We start from the raw sequence: 16,357 nt of genomic DNA, 5'->3' as shown, positions 1-16,357 counted from the left end.
CTCAGAACACCCCCGAGACGAACGTCGGGACGCTGGCGACGGTGATCGCACCGGTGATCACCAGCGACGCGTAGAAGCTCTCCTCCTGTGCTTCGAGACCCATCCCGAGGTCGACGAACAGCAGTCGGACCCCGTTGAGGATGTGGAACACCGCGACCGCCAGCAGTCCGACTTCGAGGAGCCGCACGACCGCGAGCGCCTCGAGCCCGACGATGGTGTTCTCGTACGCCGTCTCGCCCGCGAGGGCCGTCGAGAGGACGGCGATATGTGTGAAGAGGTAGCCGATCAGGACCCAGCCGGTGAACTTGTGAAACAGCCATGCCCACATGCCGGCGGTGAACGAGCGCCACCGCCCGAAGTCCTCGACGGTACCCCTGTCGTACGACTGACTCATGTAACAGGATGACTCGGGTCGCAGGGGGTATAGAACTTACCGTCTCGGCGGCGCGACCGGCGGCGCTCGACCCCCATCGTCGGCGCCCTCTCGGGAGGGTGCCGCCACGCCGCCGCAGAACAGTCAAGCACGAACCCCGAGCCCATCACGATGGGCACGATCGTCGACCGAGAATGGGGTCCACTCGGAGGCCGTTAAGTACCCGCCGCGGCGGTCCTCTCAGTTTCCGGAGAAGTCCGGCGACCACCCCGCCAGAAGGGTGCACCATTCGCGCGGGCGATTCGCGAGCGCGGGCGACGGCGCCCGGGAAAGGCGCGCGGAATGGAGGGGCAAATCTACCCGAATAGTTAGATAAACAGATGGGTATTTTCCAGAACTTTGGGTAGAAGCCCGTATACCCGACACAATTGCGGTTAAGGGAGAACCACACGTTGGTCCCGGTACAGACATGAACGATCCAGCCCGAGCAGTTGACCTGAACCGAACCGTCCTCGAAACCGTCGCCGTCGACGACAGCGGGGACTGGTGGACGGGCGTCGTTCGCTACCGGCCTCGGCACGGGAGCGGGAGTCGCCTGCGCCTGGAGCGGTACGTCGAGAACGGGGGCGGCGTCCAGCTCGCACACCGATGGCGTGTCCGTTCCGAGTTCTGGACGGACGAACGGGACGCGGTCGCTCGGTTCCGGAAGTACGGTGGCGACAGCCCGCCCGCACTCCCGATCAGCGATTTCTTCGACGTACGGGAGTACACGGAGATCCGGAACGACCGGACACGGTGGGTCGGCGTCTCGCGCATCGAGGGCCAGTACGGCCGGGACAAGGCCCGACTCTACCACTGGGACCCGAGCGACCGGACGACGGAGCAGAAGTGGACCGTGGGCAAGCACTGGTCGCGGCTGGCCCGGGTCGCGACCCGGATGCTGGCGGAGGGCGCCTGAGCAGGCGGCCACATCTTTCACGTCCGCGCCGGCCCTCCTCTCGCGTATGGACGTGACCGACAAGGTCGCCGTCGTCACCGGGGGGTCGAGTGGCATCGGTCGCCGGACCGCGATCCGCATGGCCGAACGCGGCGCCGACGTGGTGATCGCCGACGTGCGCGAGGAACCACGGATTCCCGAGTCCGAGGGGGGTGCACAGGACCCGCGGCCCACCCACGAGTACATCGACGCCGAAACCGACCGATCGGGCCACTTCGTCGAGTGTGATGTGCGCGAGCCGTCGGACCTCGAAGTCGCCGTCGAGGCCGCCGAGAGCCTCGGCGGGGTGGACGTGATGGTCAACAACGCCGGCGTCTTCCGGACGATGCCGTTCGACCGGATCGACGAGGCCGACTACGACCGCGTGATGGACATCAACGCCAAGGGCGTGTTCTTCGGGGCTCGGGCCGCCGCCGCCGCGATGGACGAGGGCGTCATCGTGAACCTCAGTTCCATCGCCGCGCTGCACGGCACCGGCAACCACCCGATCTACTCCGCCTCGAAGGCCGCGGTGCGGAACTTCACGAAGTCGATGGCCGACGCGCTCGGGCCGGAGATACGGGTCAACTGCGTCCTCCCGGGCGTGATCGACACGGCGATGACCCGCGAGGACGTGCCGACCGTCGGCGGCGAGCGTGCCGAGCGCTACGAGGACGAGATCCCGCTCGCGCGCTTCGGCGATCCCGGCGACGTGGCCGACGCAGTCTGCTTCCTCGCCAGCGACGCCGCGGGCTACGTCTCCGGCGAGGGGCTGGTCGTCGACGGCGGCCTGAGTGCGGTCTGACGGCCACCAGCCTGAAACCGCCGAGTCGGCTATCACCCGCGTGAGATGAGCCTCCAGCAGGCGTTCCACGATCTCGTCACGCTCGAACTGGTGGTGGCGTGGGTCGGGCTCTCGCTGCTCTCGGTCGGCGTGCTCTGGCTCGACCTGCGCCGCCACAACGCCGCGCTGCCGTCGATGATGAAGCTCGTCTGGACACTGACGGTGCTCTACTCCGGACTGCTCGGCCTCGCCGTCTACTGGTACAGCGGCCGGACCCAGATCAGCGAGGACAGCTTCGTCCGGCGCGGGCTCCGCTCGACGAGCCACTGCTACTCCGGTTGTGGCATCGGGGAAGTGGTCGGCATCACGCTGGCTGCGGGGATCCTACTCCTGAACACGGCCGGCGTCATCGCCACCACCTTCTCGTTCGCGTATCTCTTCGGGCTGGTGTTCACTATCGGCCCGCTGATGCAGGAGGGTGTGGGCTTCCGCGAGGCAGTCTCTGACGCCGCCTACAGCGAGTCCGGCAGCATCGTCGCCATGGAGGCCGTCGCCATCGGCTCTGACGTCTACCTCGCCGGCGAGGCGACGATGGGTGAGCCGGTGTTCTGGGCGTCGCTCGCGGTGTCGCTCTCGCTCGGCTTCCTCGCCGCGCTCCCCATCAACCTCGGCTTGCTGCATTTCGGCGTCAAAGAGGGGATGGGCGACCCGAGTTCGATGTGACCGATCACGGCGAGTCACCCGCGAGCAGGGCTGTACCGTTCGCTCTGGCCCGCGCGGTGGTCGCGTGGCTCACTCCTCGACGACTTCGCCCACGTCGGCGACGATGTCCTCGGTCACGCGCCAGAGGTACAGCGTCGCGTAGCTTCGGACCGGCGCCCAGCGCTCGGCGAACGCCCGCATCTCCCCGCGGGTCATCGACTCGGCGTCGACGGCGTGCGGATCGAGCAGCGTCTTCAGCCCCTCCCGGACCCCGAGGTCGCCGACGGGGAACACGTCCGGTCGGCCCAGCACGAACAGGAGGAACATCTCCGCCGTCCACGGGCCGACGCCGGTGATGGCGGTCAGCGTCTCCCGGACCTCGTCGTCGCTCATCGCTTCGAAGTCGGCGCGGGTCCAGCCGTGCTCGTGGAACGCGTCGGCGATCTCGTTGACGTACCGCGTTTTCTGTCCGGAGAGGCCCGCCTCCTTGAGCGTCTCGTCGGCGGCGCCGCGGATCCCCTCCGGGGTCACCTCGACGGCGTCGAAGAGTCGCTCGCGGGTCGCCGCCGCGGAGGCCATCGACACCTGCTGGCGGATGATCGAGACGACGAGGCGCTGGAAGGCGTCCGCCGCGGGGTCGAGTCCGAGTTCCCCGAACTCCGCGACGACTGGGCCGAGGTAGGGGTCGTCGGCGAGGTAGTCGTGGGGATCCACCTCGGGTACGGGGGCGTCGACAGCCGCGCCGTCGCCCTCACCAGTGTCGGCGTCGTCGCTCATACGTCGAAGCGCATGCCGTCCTCGGCGACGGCCACCTCGCCGTCGAATCCGGCGCGCTCGATGCTCTCGACCATCTCGTCGTGCTTCCCCTCGGTGTGGGGGTAGAGGTGGGTCAGGAGGAGTCGGTCGATGTCGGTGCCCGCGAGGGCCTCGCCCAACTGCGTCGGCGTCGGGTGGTTGTCCACGTCGATCTCGTCGGGGAACGAGCAGTCGTGGAGCAGGGTGTCCGAGCCGTCGGCGAAGCGGGCGATTGCGCCGCTGGCTTCGCCGTCAGCGCCGAAGGTGAACGTCCCCTCATCGCCCTCGCCGGCGAACCGGTAGGCAAGACAGTCCATCGAGTGGACGGTCTCGTGGGCCGCGATCTCGAAGCCGGCAGCCTCGAAGTCGCTGGCGGCGCTCACCTCGCGGATCGAGAGGTCGACGCGGTCCTGCAGGTAGTCGTGGACCGCGAGCAGGTCGTCGAGCAGCGCCTTGGTGCCCGCGGGGCCGATCACTTCGAGGTGGGTCTCGCCGGCGAGCCAGCGGGCCTTCAACAGCGCGAGCAGGTCGCTGACGTGGTCGAGGTGGTGGTGGGTCAGGAGGACCGTCGAGACGCCCTCGTAGCCGACCTCGGTGTTCGAGAGCCGGTGGAGGATGCCGGCCCCACAGTCCACGAGCAGCGCCCGATCGTCCCGTTCGAGCAGCAGGCCGGTCTGGACGCGGTCGGGGAGCGGCATGGCGCTTCCCGTGCCCAGCAGCGTGACGCGCATGGGCGGGAGGTAGCGGCCGGTGGGGAAAGGCTGTGCGGTCGGGGGATCAGTGCGCCACTGGGAACGTCAGGCGGATCGTCGTCCCCTGACAGCCGGTGGACTCGATGGTGAGTTCGCCGCCGGCCGCGCGGGTGCTCCACGAGGCCAGCCAGAGCCCCAAGCCTTGGCTGTGTTTGAGCGGCGTCTCGGTCTCACGGCGGAGGACTTCGCGTTCGTCGACGGGGATGCCGGGGCCGTTGTCGGCGATTTCCAGCCACGCCACACCCGAGTCCGTGCCGGCACGCAGTCCCACCCACGGCTCGGGGCCGGCGTTGTGCTCGACCGCGTTCTCGAGGACGTTCCACACCGCCGTCCCGAGCGCGGACTCGTCGGCGACGGCGGCGACGGCGGGGGCCGTGCGCTTCGATTCGACGACGGCGTCGGTGCTCGAGTCGAACCGCTCGAGCACCTCCGTAGCGGTATCGAAGAGGTCGACCGGATCGGCGTCGTCGGCCGACGACGGCTCCAGTCGGGTCATCTCGCGGACCTTCTCGCTGGTCTCGACGACGCCCTCGACTTTCGCCTGAATCCGGGCGGCGACCGCCGCCGGTTGGTCGGCCTCGCCGGCCTCGATCCGTTCGGCGAGGCCGTGGACCACGTTCATGTCGTTCCGGAGGTTGTGCCTGAGCACCCGGTTGGCGACCTGCAGGCGCTGTTCGTACGCGCGCCGGTCGGTCACGTCCCGGAGAACCAGCGCGTAGCCCGTGAGTTGCCCCTCGGCGTCACGGAGCCCCGAGACCTGCACCTCGTAGGTGCGGCGGGCCCCGTCCGGTTCGCCCTCGACGGTCGCCCCGGAGAGCCGTTCGAGCCCTGTCTCGGGGAAGACGGCCGAGACGTGGTCGCTGGGGCTGGGCGCCGGCGTGAGTACTCGACGGGCGCGCTCCTCGGCGTCGACGACCATCCCTTCCGCGTCGAGGACGACGAGGCCGTTCCCGACCACGTCGAGGGCGGCCTCGCGGGCGATGGGCGTCCGGTCGAGCAGGTCGAAGCGGAACAGGCCGACGCTGATCAGCGCCACCGTGGCGCCGAACGTGAACGGCGTCAGATCCAGCCCGGGAACGGGGCTGATCCCGAGCGTGAACGCGACGTGGGCCAGCACCGGGGGGACGACCGAGGCGATAAGCGTGACTCCCTGTCGACGATATAGCTCCGAGGACCGGGCCGCCGTCTGCAGGACGAGGTAGACGCCGAAGCCGACCATCGAGTAGGCGTACGCCATGTGGAGGAAGTAGCCAGCCGCGAACGTCGGCGCGAACACCGTCACCAGCGCGTCGGCCGGCACCGACAGCTCCGTCCAGATGAGGCGGTGGCGAGGGTTGGTGAGGACGAACGTGGCGAACAGCATCGGCTCGCCGGCCATCGCCCACTTCGCCGTTCGAGTGAGCCACGCTCCCTTCCCGGCGTACGGGAGCGCGAACAGCAGCCACGCGGTCGGGAGGAACCCCGCAGTGGCGAGGGTGAACCGCCACCACGTCGACTGGCCGGCGACGCCATCGAACCCGAGTTGGATCCCGTAGGTCAGCGACCAGGCGGCGATGACCACCACGATCGCGACGAACCCGCTCGCGTAGCGTTCGTGCCGGGTGGAGGCGACCGCGATCGCGAGCAGCCCCGAGAACACGCTGACCGCGAACAACAACAGCGACGGTACAGCCGGGGCCCACGCCATCTTACGAAGGGTAGCTGCGCGGGTAGAACTAAAAACGAGGGGTCCCGACGGGAACGGAACCGGCGATGTCGTGTCAGCCGAGGGCCAAGAACGACGAGAGCGTCGTGAGTTCCGACTCGTCGACGCCGAACGCCGACACGTCGTTGTCGTCGACAGTGTTGTCCATCCGTAGCGATCGGAACTGGTCGCTACCGAACGGGAACCCCGGCACGTAGTCGAGCGTCGAGAGACCGATCTTCGAGAGCGACATCGGGATCGGGAGCACGTTCACGCTCCGGCCGTCGGCGCGGTGGCCGAGTCGGGCGACTTCGGCCATCGTGAGCTTCTCCGGCCCGCCGATGTCGTAGGTCTTCCCGATGTGTTCGTCCTCCAGCACGGCGTCGGCGAGCATCGGTACGAGGTCGCCCACGTGGATCGGCTGGAACCGGGTCTTCCCGCCGCCCGGCAGCGGCGTGACGTACGGCGGCGCGAGCAGTTTGGTGAACTTCACGAACTCCCCGCCCTCGCCGAAGACGACCGAGGGGCGGGTGATCGTCCAGTCGAGGTCGGAGTCGCGGACGACGTCCTCGGCCTGTCCCTTCGCGCGGATGTAGTGAGTCGGGCCGTCGGGGTCGGCGCCGAGGGCGCTCTGCTGGAGGAACCGGTCGGCGCCGGTTTCCTCGGCGGCGGCGACGAGGTTCTCGGTCCCACCGAGGTGGACCCGGAAGTGGGTGTCCTCGCCGCCGCTGGGGCTGAACAGCGGCGAGAGCGCCACGAGGTTGACGACCGCGTCGTGGCCGTCGACGACCGGTTCGACCGAGTCGTAGTCCGTCACGTCGCCCGTCTCGTGGGCCACGCCGTCGGGCAGAGACTCCTCTGGTGGGGTACGGGACATCGCGGTCACGTTGTGGCCGCGGTCAGCGAGCTCCGCACAGAGGGGTCGGCCGATGAAGCCGTCACCACCGGCGACGAGTATGTCCATATGCGTGACATCGGCGCACGCTAACTTAAAACGAGGCGGCCCCGGTGGTCGCCGTTCGGCGGTCCGCAGCGGCCGACCGTCGGTACCCCGGACCCTCGCCGGTCGCCCGAACCGACGCGCCTTAATCCCGGGGCGGACACCCTCCGGCCATGCTCATCACCTTGGAGGGGCTCGACGGCAGCGGCAAGACGACCGTCTGGGAGGCTCTCCACGCCGCACGGCCCGAGGCGACGTTCACTCGGGAGCCGACCGAGTCGTGGTACGGCGACGCGGTCAACCGCGCCATCGGCGACGACGACGCCGACCCGCTGGCGACGCTGTTCCTGTTCACCGCCGACCACGCCAATCACCTCAGCGAGACGATCCGACCCGCGCTGGAGAACGACGAACTGGTGATCTCCGACCGCTACTCCGACTCCCGCTACGCCTATCAGGGCGCCGCGCTCGCCGACAGCGACCTCAAGCGCCCGATGGAGTACATCCGCGGGATCCACTCGGCGTTCAGCCGCGAGCCCGACGCGACCATCTACCTCGACGTGGACCCCGAAACGGCGGCGGCCCGCAGCGGCAAGACCAACCAGTTCGAGGAGGCCGGCTTCCTCGCACAGGTGGAGTCGAACTACGAGCGCCTGATCGAGGCCGAACCGGAGCGCTTCGTCCGCGTCGACGCCACGCAGTCGCCCGAGGTCGTGATCAACACGGTCGAAGGCGTCGTGGATCGGCTCGTAAGCGAACACGAAGAGTAAGCCAGCGACAGCGACGAAAAGCCGTTACTCCCAGGTCTCGGGCAGTTCGACCTCATCCGGCGGCGGAACGTACAGCACGTCGATCAGCGCGCCGAGGCCGACCGGGACGGCGACCAACAGCGCGAGCACGAGCGCCGGGTTCCCGAGTTCGGGGCCGAGTCCGAAGACGCCCGAGAAGACGTACGTCGAGGCGATCAACACGATCGGGATGCCGGTGACCGTGAACACGGCGACGCCCCCGCGCGAATCGAGCGCGATCCGGAAGTAGCGGGTCAGCACCGCCGCGACCAGCGTGTGGCCGGCGACGAGCGCGAGCAGGAAGGCGAGCGAGAGCGCCGAAGCCATATCGTCCGTTCGGGGCCGCGTGGCCTTTTCGTTGTCGCTGTCGGTCGAGCGCGTCGTCGTTCGACGGTCGATGTCGGCGGCTGTCCGTCGCCGCCTTCCCCTTCAGACCCCGTCGCTGCCGCCGGCCCGCCGCGCCTCGGCCATGATCCCCGCAACCGGGTCGGTGTAGTCGTACCCCGGGATCACGCCCTGTACGTACGTTCCCTCCACGAAGTCGATGAACGCCGCCGCGTCGTTCACGCCGCGCCGGGGGTCGATCTCGTCGAACGCCGTCGTCACTTCGGCGACACGGGTACCGTCGTGGGTGACCGTCTCGACGGCCGGCTCGGGGTCGTGACCGCCGGCGAGCACCCCGCCGCCGATGTTGCCGAGGCGGCGTTCGAGCGTCTCGTACCAGCCCTCCTCGACGACCGGCGCAACGTCGTCCTCGGTCACCTCGTCGAGCATCGGCACGCGGACGGTGACGACGAAGCGAATCCGGCCGCCGTCGGCACTTTCGGCGTCGACGACGCCCTCGAAGGGGGTCGCGGTGGCGACGAACCGATCGCTCTCGTGGCCGTCGAACGCGTCGTGGTCCCGGAACGCCCGTCGCGCCCGGTCGGGGAGGTCGCTCATACCGGTTGGGAGGCGATTGTGCCGAATAAGCGCGTCCCTTCCGGAGCCACCTCGTGACGGGGACGGGTCCTCCTTTTACGTATCTGTCCGGAGTAGCCTTCGGGGAGCGAATGGCGAACGTCGTAACCGGGTTCAGGGACGCCATCGACGCGCTCCGCCAGCGGTTCACGTGGGCCGACCCCGTGTTCCTCGCGTGGGCGATCACGATGAGTGCGGTGCTGCTCAGCGCGGAGGCGTTCCACCAGGAGTACGACATGCTGATCGCCACCTTGCGGATCCTGTTCTACCTCACGCTGTTCGACTTGGTCATCGGGATCCCCGACGAGCAGACCGACACGCCGAACACCGAGCAGCTGTTCACGATCCTCTCCGCGCTCGGGGCGGGGGGGCTGGGCTACTCCATCGAGGTCACGGCCTCCGCGGTGGCGGGAGACATGACCGCCGCCCAACTGCTCGGGCTGTCGGTGTTCATCAGCCGCGTCTACGCCAACTACAGCACGACCGACCTCACCTTCCGGGAGTCGATGACCGGCGACGGGCCGGTCACACACCCCTACATCACGACGTTCGCCGCGCTGGCGATCATGATCCCCTTCGGCCTCAAACTCTGGGTGTTCCTGTTCGGGAAGGCCGCGGCGCCGGACGTCCACAGCCCCTCGACGTACGCCCTCGTCGCCGGCAGCGCAGCGACGGTCGCGTTCGTCTCCTACTACCTCAACAACGGGATGACGTGGGGCGAGGCGACGGGTCGGGACGCCGCCGAGGCCGCGAAGGGGGCCGACGACAGCGACGCCACGCCGGCGGCACCGACGGCGACGGCCGATACGGCCGACCCCCGGCGCACCGAGAGCGGCTTCGAGTTCCCCGCACAGGACGAGAGCGCGGCGTCGAACACGACGGCCGACAACCCCGTAGCCGACCACCCCGTCGCCCGCCAGTCCCGCGGCGAGCAGGACTGAGCGGGAGCGACGGCGGTACGGTCGCGAGACTGCCGGTTTTGCGGGGCTTTTCCCTGCTCGCGTCGAAGTCGGTGTATGGCCGAGCAGTTCCTCGACACCGACGCGCTCGTCGACGCCGTCGACGACGCCGAGTTCGATCGTACGCCCGCGGTGGTCGCGAACGCACACATCACCGGGCTGAGCGTCGCGCGCGCGCTCGCAGCCCACGACGTACCCGTCATCGCCATCGACCAGGTCGGCGACGGCGTGGCACCCCCATCGGACGCCGTCGACTTCGCCGGCGAAGTGCGCTACCCGCTGGAAGATCCGGCGGGGTTCGCGGAAGACCTTGCCGCGGTCGCCGACGCCGCCGGCGAAGTCGTCGCCTTCGGCTGTATGGACGAGTGGGTCCACGGCTTCGCCGACGCGGGCGTCGAGAACGTGATCCTCCCGTGGGGGAACCACGTCAGCGTCCTCGACAAGAGCCGACTGTACAAGCGCGCCGAGGAACTCGATGTCCCGTACCCCGAGACCTACTTCCCGAGCGAGACCGACCCCGACGCGGCCGCCGACGAACTCGGCTTCCCGCTCGTGATCAAGCCGGCCCGCAAACGCGAGGGCGAGGAGGCGATCGGTAGCAACGTCGTCGAGGTCGCGAACGGCGAGGAACTCCACGACGTGCTCGACGCCGCGGCGGCGACCGGGGTCGAGGTCATGCTGCAGGAGAAGGTGAACATCGCGACCGGGAAGGACCGCTCGCTGGCCTCCTACGTCCCCGAGGCTGGCGACCCGCTCGCCGTCGTCGGGAACGCCGCGGTGCGGTTCCCACAGGAGTTCGGCACCTCCTGTCTCGTCCGGACCGTCGACGCCCCCGAGATCGAGGCGCGGGCGCTCTCGGTGATCGAGGACGCCGGCTACTACGGCATCAGCGAGTCGGAGTTCGTCTACGACGCCGACCGCGAGGAGTACGTGCTGCTGGACATCAACACGCGGCCCTGGAAGTGGATCTCGCTGCCGGTCTCGGTCGGCGCGGACCTGCCGTACGCGGCGTACGCCGACGCCGTCGGCGAGGACTTCGACCCCAGCGAGGTCGGGGAGGGCCGCTGGGTCTACCTCCGTGACTACCTGACGCTGCTTTCGACCGACGACGCGTTCTGGGACGTGCTGGACACCGCGGACTGGACCTCGCTCGTCTCGGGCGCGTTCGAGCGCGGCGGCGACCTGACGACGGGCGTGTACCGTCCGAGCGATCCGGCACCGACGGCGCAGTTGATCGACACGGAGTTCACCGACCGCGAGTACTACTGCTCCTGCTGAGGCGACTCGGCCGGCGTTTCGACCGAGTTGGTGCGTGCGTCGCAACTCCGTACACAGATGTACAGTAGTGAACGCGAAGAGCTACCGAGATGGGGAACATCATCTCGCCGACATGGAGCACGACATCTCCTACCGACCATCGTTTTCGCTACTGACCGTCTCCCTCGAGGAGGGTGAGAGCATCCGCGCCGAGTCCGGCGCGATGGTGAGCCACGACACGAGCATCGAGATGGAGACGAACGCGACCGGCGGGTTCCTGAAGTCACTCACCCGGTCGCTCGGCGGCGAGAGTTTCTTCCAGAACACCTTCCACGCGACGGCGCCCGGCGACGTCCAGTTCGCGCCGGTGCTGCCGGGCGACATCGTCCACCGAGAACTCGACGACGAAACGGTGTACGTCCAGTCGTCCTCCTACATCGCCGGCGATCCGAGCCTCGACGTCGACTCGGAGTTCGGCGGCGCGAAGTCCTTCCTCGGCGGGGAGGGGCTGGTCCTCCTGCGGGTGACGGGGAGCGGGCCGCTGTTCATGTCCAGTTACGGCGCCATTCAGGCGGTGGACGTGAGCGACCGCGACGACTTCGTGGTCGATACGGGCCACATCGTCGCCTTCGAGGAGAGCCTCGACTTCACGGTCCGGCGCGTCGGCGGGCTGAAGTCGACGCTCACCAGCGGCGAGGGACTCGTCTGTAACTTCACCGGCGACGGGACAGTCTGGCTCCAGTCGCGCAGCGAGAGTTCGTTCCTCGCGTGGCTCATCCCGAAGATCCCCACGAGCCCCAACTGAGTCACCGGGGCGCCGTCGACGCCCATCCGATGAACAGATTCGAACACGACCGTTCACACGTGTCCACGAAACCCCACTCTTTCGCCGGCACCGAGTAGTACCTAAGCCACAGGCGACGACCAGCAACCAAGATGAGCGAGCGTCTCCACCTCAACCTCTTCACGATGAACTCCGTCGAGCACGTCTCGCCGGGGACGTGGCGCCGTGCCGGCGACCGGTCCGCGGAGTACACCGACCGCGAGTACTGGACCGACGTGGCCCGGACCGCCGAGCGCGGGAAGTTCGACGCCGTGTTCTTCGCCGACGTGCGCGGGATCTACGACGTGTACGGTGGCGACCGCGAGACGGCGATCGAGAAGGCCGTTCAGACGCCCTCGAACGACCCCGCGCTGGCCGTCCCCGCGATGGCGGAGGTCACCGACGATCTCGGCTTCGCGATCACCAAGTCGACAACCTACAACCACCCTTACCAGCTCGCCCGGGAGTTCTCCACGCTCGATCACCTCACCGACGGCCGCGTGGCGTTCAACGTCGTGACCTCCTACCTCGAGTCTGCCGCCGACAACCTCGGCCTCGACGAGCGCATGGAGAAGGAGAGCCGCTACGAGCGCGCCGCCGAGTTCCTCGAAGTCTGCTACGCGCTCTGGGAGGACTCGTGGGAGGACGACGCCGTCGTTCGGGACGCCGACGCCGGGCGCTACACCGACCCCGAGAAGGTCCACAGCATCGACCACGAGGGGGAGTTCTTCGATGTCCCGGGTCCGCACGGCTCCGAGCCCTCGCCCCAGCGGACCCCCGTGATCTACCAAGCCGGCTCCTCGGAGTACGGCCGGGACTTCGCCGCGCGCAACGCCGAGGCGGTGTTCTGCTCCCAGCCCACCGAGGAGGGGGTCGTCGAGTACATGGCGGACGTGAAAGCGCGGGCCGCCGACGCCGGCCGCGACGAGGACTCGATCTCCTTTTTCATCGGCGTCGTGCCGATCGTCGCCCCCACCGAGGAGGAGGCCGAGGCGAAGTACGAGGCGCTCAAGGAGTCGATCGACGTGGAGGCGACGCTGGCGCTGCTCTCGGGGTTCCTCGACATGGACCTCTCCGAGCTCGATCCGGACCAGAAGGTCGAGCACATCGAGACCCAAGCGATCCAGGGGACGATGAACGCGTTCACGCAGTCGGACCCCGACCGCGAGTGGACCGTCCGCGAGGTCGCGGAGTTCTCCGGGCTCGGCTCCACGTCGCCCATCGTCGTCGGCACGCCCGAACAGGTCGCCGACGAACTGGTCTACTGGCACGAGGAGGTCGGCGTCGACGGCTTCAACGTGAAGGAGGCGGTCCGCACCGGCAGCCTCGACGAGTTCGTGGATCAGGTGGTGCCGGAACTGCAGGAGCGCGGGCTGTTCCGCACCGAGTACGAGGGAGAGACAGTCCGAGAGCGACTCTACGGCGAGGGACAGTCCCGCCTCCCCGCGGACCACCCGGCCCGGCAGTGAAGACTGAAGGCGGATAGGGATACTCCGGGAGAAACCCTGGGCGAATAGCTTTAAGTTGTTCCACCCACAAGCACGTAGTGACGCTTCGCTTTGGAGGGCCGAAGCGTCAGCGGGGACCAACCGGGCTCGCGCCGCCCCGGTTTTTTCGGGGGCGCCGCGGCCCGTTTTCGCTAACACTACTCGGCCAGCGACGGCGATTCGTCTCCGAAGGGTCGTTCGACTAGCGACAGCGCCGGTCAGTTCTCCGTGGGCGGGTGCAACGCGATACCGTCGAGGACGGCGGTACCGGCGAGCAGCGAGCCGGCGGCGCCGCCGACGCCGATCGAGAGCGGGGAGGCGATACCGAACAGGAGGCCGGCCACGAGCGCCAGCGGGATGAACAGCAGGTGGAAGTCGGCGCGGGCCGGTGCCGACGACGGGAGCATGGTAATTAGATGTAATTAGCGAGATCCTCAAAGTTCTTGTGCCGGGTTCTGTGGTCCTCAAGGGGCGTCGATGGGCGTCGATGGGTGATGGTGTCGGTGTAGAAGAGGACGGCCGGGGAGGGATTCGAACCACGCGAACTCGCTAGCGCTCGTTCGCTGTGTCCGAACCCTCCCGCGGCATTTCCTGCTCTCCGTGTTCACTCCGAGCAGAGAAATGCGAGGGGAGGGATTCGAACCCACGAATGTCTACACAAGCGGGTCTTAAGCCCGCCGCCTTTGGCCACTCGGCCACCCTCGCGCGCTCAACGCTTCCCCGCTATCGGGCAAGTCGGTTTCGGTCGCTACTCCTCCAGCAGCAGGGCGACGCCGATCAGCGTCGCGCCCGCGGTCACCGTCGCTTCCTGCTCCAGCGAGTAGACGATCCCCTCGCGGTCGACCGTGACCTCCTGCAGCACCTCGTAGCTCGTCGGGTCGTAAACGACGCCGACGTGATCGCCCGGCTCGACGTAGTCACCCAGCGCCACGTCGCCGTCGACGTGGAACAGCCCCGAGTCGGCGGCTTTCACCCGGCCGAGGTGGTTCCGCGCGATGGTGGCGTTCGTCGGCGCGGGCTCGCCCGGTAGCATGTCGAGGTGCCGCAGCGTATCCAGCATCCCCGCGACGCCGGCGTCGATGGCGTCCTCCACCAGTTCGGTGTTGTGGGCGAGTTCGGGCGTGATCGTCGGGATTCCCGCCTGCGTGGCCGCGACGCGGAGTTTCCCGTTGAAGCCGCGGTCGGCCCACTCGGCGTCGGCGTCCTCGCCGGCGGCTTCCGCGAGCAGGAGGTCGTGACCGAACGACTCCGCCAGCGCGCGGCACTCGGCGTCGCCTTTCAGGTAGACCGTGTGGCTCAGCATCTCCTTCCCGCCGGTGTGGAGGTCGACGATGGCGTCGGCGTCGCCGGCGTACTCCCAGAGCGTCGCCGCCATGCGCTCGTGGAGCGTGCCGTCCTCGTCGCCGGGCCAGCAGCGGTTCATGTTGGCGTTCACCGAGTCGAGCGCCTCCGGGGCGGTGTAGGACACCCGGTCGAACGTGATCGGATCAGCAACAGGAACGGCGACGAGCGTCCCCGAGAAGTCGTCCTGTCGGGCGAGCAGTTCGGCGTGGAGCCGCCGTAAGACCTCGCTGCCGTTGATCTCCCGTCCGTGCTGGGCGGCTTGGACGTACAGCGTCGGTCCGTTGCCGTCGCCGTACGTGTGGATCGTCGTCTCGAGTTCGACGCCCGAGGGGAGTCGGGCGAGCGTGACACGCTTGGAGTCGTGCATAGCGGTGCGAGGAGCGCCGGGGTCTTTGCACCACCGGCCGACAGTGAGGAGCGGCGACCCGTGGCGTCGGCGGGTCCCGTGCGCTTCGCCATGCTTTTGAGAACGCGGTTCCGACCTACCAACCATGAGCGCAGACGAGGACAAGTATCCCGCCGAGTCCGGGCGACGGCGGTTCGTGAAGGGGGTCGTCGGCGGCGCGGGGCTGGCCGCCGTCGGGATGACCGGCGCGGTCGGTGTCAACACGGCGACCACCTCCCCCGGTGAGGGTGGTGGCTCGACGACCGCGATGGCCATCGAGAACACCGCGGGCCCCGCGCCGCGCGGGATGCCCCAGATTCCCGTCGAGGTCGACGACGAAGGCTACGTCAAGGGAGTCTGGCCCGAGGTCGAGGAGGTCGACCAGGGTGGCCGGACCGTCGAAGTCGCCGAGATGGAGATGGGCGGCAAGACCTACTCATCCGAGTGGTTCCAGTACTGTGGCGTCGAGTCCTACCAGGGGATCGTCCCGAGCTACGAGTCCGAGAACTACTTCCGCTCGGACTCCGGCCCGGGCTACGAGTGGCAGAGCTCCGAACTCGAAGGCGGGGACCGACTCAACGTCGAGATGTTCGACGACTACGAGTCGTGGGGCAACGGGATCGGCGATTCGGGGCTCGGGAAGCCCGCGACCGGTCGCTGGCGCTCCGAGGACACCGAGAACACCATCCCGATCCAGGTGATCCGGAGTCCGATCATCGAGGACATCGCCAACGGCAACACCGACGCCGACCAGTCCATCGTCGACTGGCTGAGCGCGAGCACCGATCAGGGGTTCATCGCGTGGCTCAACAAGTGTACCCACTTCTGCTGTGTGCCGGGCTACAAGCAGGACCCGTCCTCCTCGACGTTCAACGGCGAGGACGGCTCCTACTGTGCCTGCCACCAGTCAGTGTACGACCCGTTCAGCATCGTCGAGACGCTGTTCGTGGCCCGCCCGCGCCCCGAGTAACGTGAGCGACGACACCGACGCCGACCCCGAAGCGGTCGACGAGACGGACGACGAGGAGTTCGCCCGGCGGGTCGCGGAGGCCAGGGACCTGCTCTCGGAGGACGCCACCGCGCTGTACGTCGGCGTCGTCCGGGACGGTCGGGAGGTCGACTCCACGTTCGCCCAGCAGGCCGACGACGCCCAACAGGAGGGGATGCAGGCGCTCTCGCTGCTCGCCTCCCACATCCGTCTGGTCTCCGACGAAGCCGGCGTCGACTACACCACCGTCGCCGCCGACGCCGTGACGCTCGCCGAGCAGTTGGAGTCGGAGTAGTCGGGTCGTCGGCGACCCCGCGACCATTTTTATAAGAATCGCTCGTGTTCGGTCGAACGATACGG

19 protein-coding genes and 1 tRNA gene are annotated in these 16,357 nt (G+C 68.4%); 10 read left to right on the top strand and 10 right to left on the bottom strand.

The genetic code is table 11. The annotated features are described in order from the left end of the window. Position 1 precedes the first annotated feature (1 nt). Positions 2-394 (bottom strand): succinate dehydrogenase, cytochrome b556 subunit, encoded by a 393-nt coding sequence (sdhC, locus tag NO998_RS13550; RefSeq protein WP_267647791.1) that lies wholly within the window; start codon positions 392-394, stop codon positions 2-4. Positions 395-842: 448 nt separating this feature from the next. On the opposite strand from sdhC, the gene NO998_RS13545 reads away from it, so the two are divergent. From NO998_RS13545 to NO998_RS13535, 3 genes are read left to right on the top strand one after another with little or no spacing between them, the layout of a single operon-like run. Continuing rightward, positions 843-1,331 carry a hypothetical protein gene (locus tag NO998_RS13545; RefSeq protein ID WP_267647789.1) on the top strand — a complete coding sequence of 163 codons (489 nt, stop codon included), beginning with the start codon at positions 843-845 and terminating at the stop codon, positions 1,329-1,331. 46 nt (positions 1,332-1,377) lie between these two features. Then, entirely contained in the window at positions 1,378-2,154 is a 777-nt protein-coding gene (locus NO998_RS13540) for an SDR family oxidoreductase (protein WP_267647788.1), read from the top strand. 45 nt (positions 2,155-2,199) lie between these two features. Further along, positions 2,200-2,856, top strand: coding sequence for a DUF4396 domain-containing protein (locus NO998_RS13535; RefSeq protein WP_267647786.1), 657 nt, complete (start codon positions 2,200-2,202; stop codon positions 2,854-2,856). A 69-nt stretch (positions 2,857-2,925) separates the two neighbouring features. Here the strand turns inward: NO998_RS13535 and NO998_RS13530 are convergent, their stop codons facing one another. The 4 genes from NO998_RS13530 to NO998_RS13515 all read right to left on the bottom strand — a co-directional run bounded on the left by NO998_RS13530 (position 2,926) and on the right by NO998_RS13515 (position 7,030). After that, the gene (locus tag NO998_RS13530) at positions 2,926-3,612 is read right to left on the bottom strand and encodes a DNA-3-methyladenine glycosylase family protein (RefSeq protein WP_267647785.1); all 687 of its coding nucleotides are present in this window, start codon (positions 3,610-3,612) and stop codon (positions 2,926-2,928) included. Beyond that, positions 3,609-4,361, bottom strand: a complete 753-nt coding sequence (locus NO998_RS13525) for an MBL fold metallo-hydrolase (RefSeq protein ID WP_267647784.1) — start codon at positions 4,359-4,361, stop codon at positions 3,609-3,611. The genes NO998_RS13530 and NO998_RS13525 overlap by 4 nt, the downstream gene beginning before the upstream one ends. A 46-nt stretch (positions 4,362-4,407) precedes the next feature. Beyond that, the gene (locus tag NO998_RS13520; protein WP_267647782.1) at positions 4,408-6,069 is read right to left on the bottom strand and encodes a sensor histidine kinase; all 1,662 of its coding nucleotides are present in this window, start codon (positions 6,067-6,069) and stop codon (positions 4,408-4,410) included. Positions 6,070-6,142: 73 nt separating this feature from the next. Beyond that, positions 6,143-7,030 carry a complex I NDUFA9 subunit family protein gene (locus NO998_RS13515; RefSeq protein WP_267647781.1) on the bottom strand — a complete coding sequence of 296 codons (888 nt, stop codon included), beginning with the start codon at positions 7,028-7,030 and terminating at the stop codon, positions 6,143-6,145. 149 nt (positions 7,031-7,179) lie between these two features. On the opposite strand from NO998_RS13515, the gene tmk reads away from it, so the two are divergent. Then, positions 7,180-7,776: a dTMP kinase gene (gene tmk, locus NO998_RS13510; RefSeq protein ID WP_267647780.1), complete on the top strand. Its 597-nt coding sequence runs from the start codon at positions 7,180-7,182 to the stop codon at positions 7,774-7,776. Positions 7,777-7,800: 24 nt separating this feature from the next. Here the strand turns inward: tmk and NO998_RS13505 are convergent, their stop codons facing one another. Both NO998_RS13505 and NO998_RS13500 read right to left on the bottom strand, forming a co-directional pair. Next, on the bottom strand, positions 7,801-8,121 hold the full coding sequence (locus NO998_RS13505; RefSeq protein ID WP_267647779.1) for a DUF7991 family protein: 321 nt from the start codon (positions 8,119-8,121) through the stop codon (positions 7,801-7,803). A gap of 102 nt (positions 8,122-8,223) precedes the next feature. Further along, positions 8,224-8,736: a DUF5813 family protein gene (locus tag NO998_RS13500; protein ID WP_267647778.1), complete on the bottom strand. Its 513-nt coding sequence runs from the start codon at positions 8,734-8,736 to the stop codon at positions 8,224-8,226. Between the two features lie 110 nt (positions 8,737-8,846). Here NO998_RS13500 and NO998_RS13495 point away from each other — a divergent pair, with 110 nt between their 5' ends. The 4 genes from NO998_RS13495 to NO998_RS13480 all read left to right on the top strand — a co-directional run bounded on the left by NO998_RS13495 (position 8,847) and on the right by NO998_RS13480 (position 13,262). Beyond that, complete coding sequence (locus NO998_RS13495; protein ID WP_267647777.1) at positions 8,847-9,695, top strand: hypothetical protein; 849 nt, start codon at positions 8,847-8,849, stop codon at positions 9,693-9,695. Positions 9,696-9,770: 75 nt separating this feature from the next. Further along, positions 9,771-10,991, top strand: a complete 1,221-nt coding sequence (locus tag NO998_RS13490) for a carboxylate--amine ligase (protein WP_267647776.1) — start codon at positions 9,771-9,773, stop codon at positions 10,989-10,991. Between the two features lie 112 nt (positions 10,992-11,103). Then, positions 11,104-11,775, top strand: coding sequence for a TIGR00266 family protein (locus tag NO998_RS13485; protein ID WP_267647775.1), 672 nt, complete (start codon positions 11,104-11,106; stop codon positions 11,773-11,775). A gap of 131 nt (positions 11,776-11,906) precedes the next feature. Continuing rightward, positions 11,907-13,262: an LLM class flavin-dependent oxidoreductase gene (locus tag NO998_RS13480; RefSeq protein ID WP_267647774.1), complete on the top strand. Its 1,356-nt coding sequence runs from the start codon at positions 11,907-11,909 to the stop codon at positions 13,260-13,262. A 236-nt stretch (positions 13,263-13,498) separates the two neighbouring features. Here the strand turns inward: NO998_RS13480 and NO998_RS13475 are convergent, their stop codons facing one another. The 3 genes from NO998_RS13475 to NO998_RS13465 form a co-directional block, all read right to left on the bottom strand. Continuing rightward, positions 13,499-13,687 carry a DUF8015 family protein gene (locus tag NO998_RS13475; protein WP_267647772.1) on the bottom strand — a complete coding sequence of 63 codons (189 nt, stop codon included), beginning with the start codon at positions 13,685-13,687 and terminating at the stop codon, positions 13,499-13,501. A gap of 215 nt (positions 13,688-13,902) precedes the next feature. Then, positions 13,903-13,985 (bottom strand) — tRNA-Leu (locus tag NO998_RS13470). Positions 13,986-14,028: 43 nt separating this feature from the next. Next, positions 14,029-14,991 carry a succinylglutamate desuccinylase/aspartoacylase family protein gene (locus tag NO998_RS13465; RefSeq protein ID WP_267647770.1) on the bottom strand — a complete coding sequence of 321 codons (963 nt, stop codon included), beginning with the start codon at positions 14,989-14,991 and terminating at the stop codon, positions 14,029-14,031. A gap of 124 nt (positions 14,992-15,115) precedes the next feature. Here NO998_RS13465 and NO998_RS13460 point away from each other — a divergent pair, with 124 nt between their 5' ends. Continuing rightward, on the top strand, positions 15,116-15,979 hold the full coding sequence (locus NO998_RS13460) for a ubiquinol-cytochrome c reductase iron-sulfur subunit (protein WP_267647769.1): 864 nt from the start codon (positions 15,116-15,118) through the stop codon (positions 15,977-15,979). A 1-nt stretch (position 15,980) separates the two neighbouring features. After that, complete coding sequence (locus NO998_RS13455) at positions 15,981-16,292, top strand: DUF8113 family protein (protein WP_267647768.1); 312 nt, start codon at positions 15,981-15,983, stop codon at positions 16,290-16,292. Positions 16,293-16,357: the final 65 nt, after the last annotated feature.

Source organism: Halolamina litorea, assembly GCF_026616205.1.
GTDB classification, from domain to species: Archaea; Halobacteriota; Halobacteria; order Halobacteriales; family Haloferacaceae; genus Halolamina; species Halolamina litorea.
This window is presented reverse-complemented; position numbering and strand designations above follow the sequence as displayed.

Excerpts from the sequence above, each read along its gene's own strand:
- NO998_RS13535 (WP_267647786.1), top strand. The coding sequence starts at position 2,200 with ATGAGCCTCCAGCAGGCGTTCCACGATCTCGTCACGCTCGAACTGGTG.
- NO998_RS13525 (WP_267647784.1), bottom strand. The coding sequence starts at position 4,361 with ATGCGCGTCACGCTGCTGGGCACGGGAAGCGCCATGCCGCTCCCCGAC.
- NO998_RS13475 (WP_267647772.1), bottom strand. The coding sequence starts at position 13,687 with ATGCTCCCGTCGTCGGCACCGGCCCGCGCCGACTTCCACCTGCTGTTC.
- NO998_RS13480 (WP_267647774.1), top strand. The coding sequence starts at position 11,907 with ATGAGCGAGCGTCTCCACCTCAACCTCTTCACGATGAACTCCGTCGAG.
- NO998_RS13515 (WP_267647781.1), bottom strand. The coding sequence starts at position 7,030 with ATGGACATACTCGTCGCCGGTGGTGACGGCTTCATCGGCCGACCCCTC.
- tmk (WP_267647780.1), top strand. The coding sequence starts at position 7,180 with ATGCTCATCACCTTGGAGGGGCTCGACGGCAGCGGCAAGACGACCGTC.
- sdhC (WP_267647791.1), bottom strand. The coding sequence starts at position 394 with ATGAGTCAGTCGTACGACAGGGGTACCGTCGAGGACTTCGGGCGGTGG.
- NO998_RS13530 (WP_267647785.1), bottom strand. The coding sequence starts at position 3,612 with ATGAGCGACGACGCCGACACTGGTGAGGGCGACGGCGCGGCTGTCGAC.
- NO998_RS13465 (WP_267647770.1), bottom strand. The coding sequence starts at position 14,991 with ATGCACGACTCCAAGCGTGTCACGCTCGCCCGACTCCCCTCGGGCGTC.
- NO998_RS13485 (WP_267647775.1), top strand. The coding sequence starts at position 11,104 with ATGGAGCACGACATCTCCTACCGACCATCGTTTTCGCTACTGACCGTC.
- NO998_RS13505 (WP_267647779.1), bottom strand. The coding sequence starts at position 8,121 with ATGGCTTCGGCGCTCTCGCTCGCCTTCCTGCTCGCGCTCGTCGCCGGC.
- NO998_RS13460 (WP_267647769.1), top strand. The coding sequence starts at position 15,116 with ATGAGCGCAGACGAGGACAAGTATCCCGCCGAGTCCGGGCGACGGCGG.
- NO998_RS13545 (WP_267647789.1), top strand. The coding sequence starts at position 843 with ATGAACGATCCAGCCCGAGCAGTTGACCTGAACCGAACCGTCCTCGAA.
- NO998_RS13540 (WP_267647788.1), top strand. The coding sequence starts at position 1,378 with ATGGACGTGACCGACAAGGTCGCCGTCGTCACCGGGGGGTCGAGTGGC.
- NO998_RS13500 (WP_267647778.1), bottom strand. The coding sequence starts at position 8,736 with ATGAGCGACCTCCCCGACCGGGCGCGACGGGCGTTCCGGGACCACGAC.
- NO998_RS13495 (WP_267647777.1), top strand. The coding sequence starts at position 8,847 with ATGGCGAACGTCGTAACCGGGTTCAGGGACGCCATCGACGCGCTCCGC.
- NO998_RS13490 (WP_267647776.1), top strand. The coding sequence starts at position 9,771 with ATGGCCGAGCAGTTCCTCGACACCGACGCGCTCGTCGACGCCGTCGAC.
- NO998_RS13520 (WP_267647782.1), bottom strand. The coding sequence starts at position 6,069 with ATGGCGTGGGCCCCGGCTGTACCGTCGCTGTTGTTGTTCGCGGTCAGC.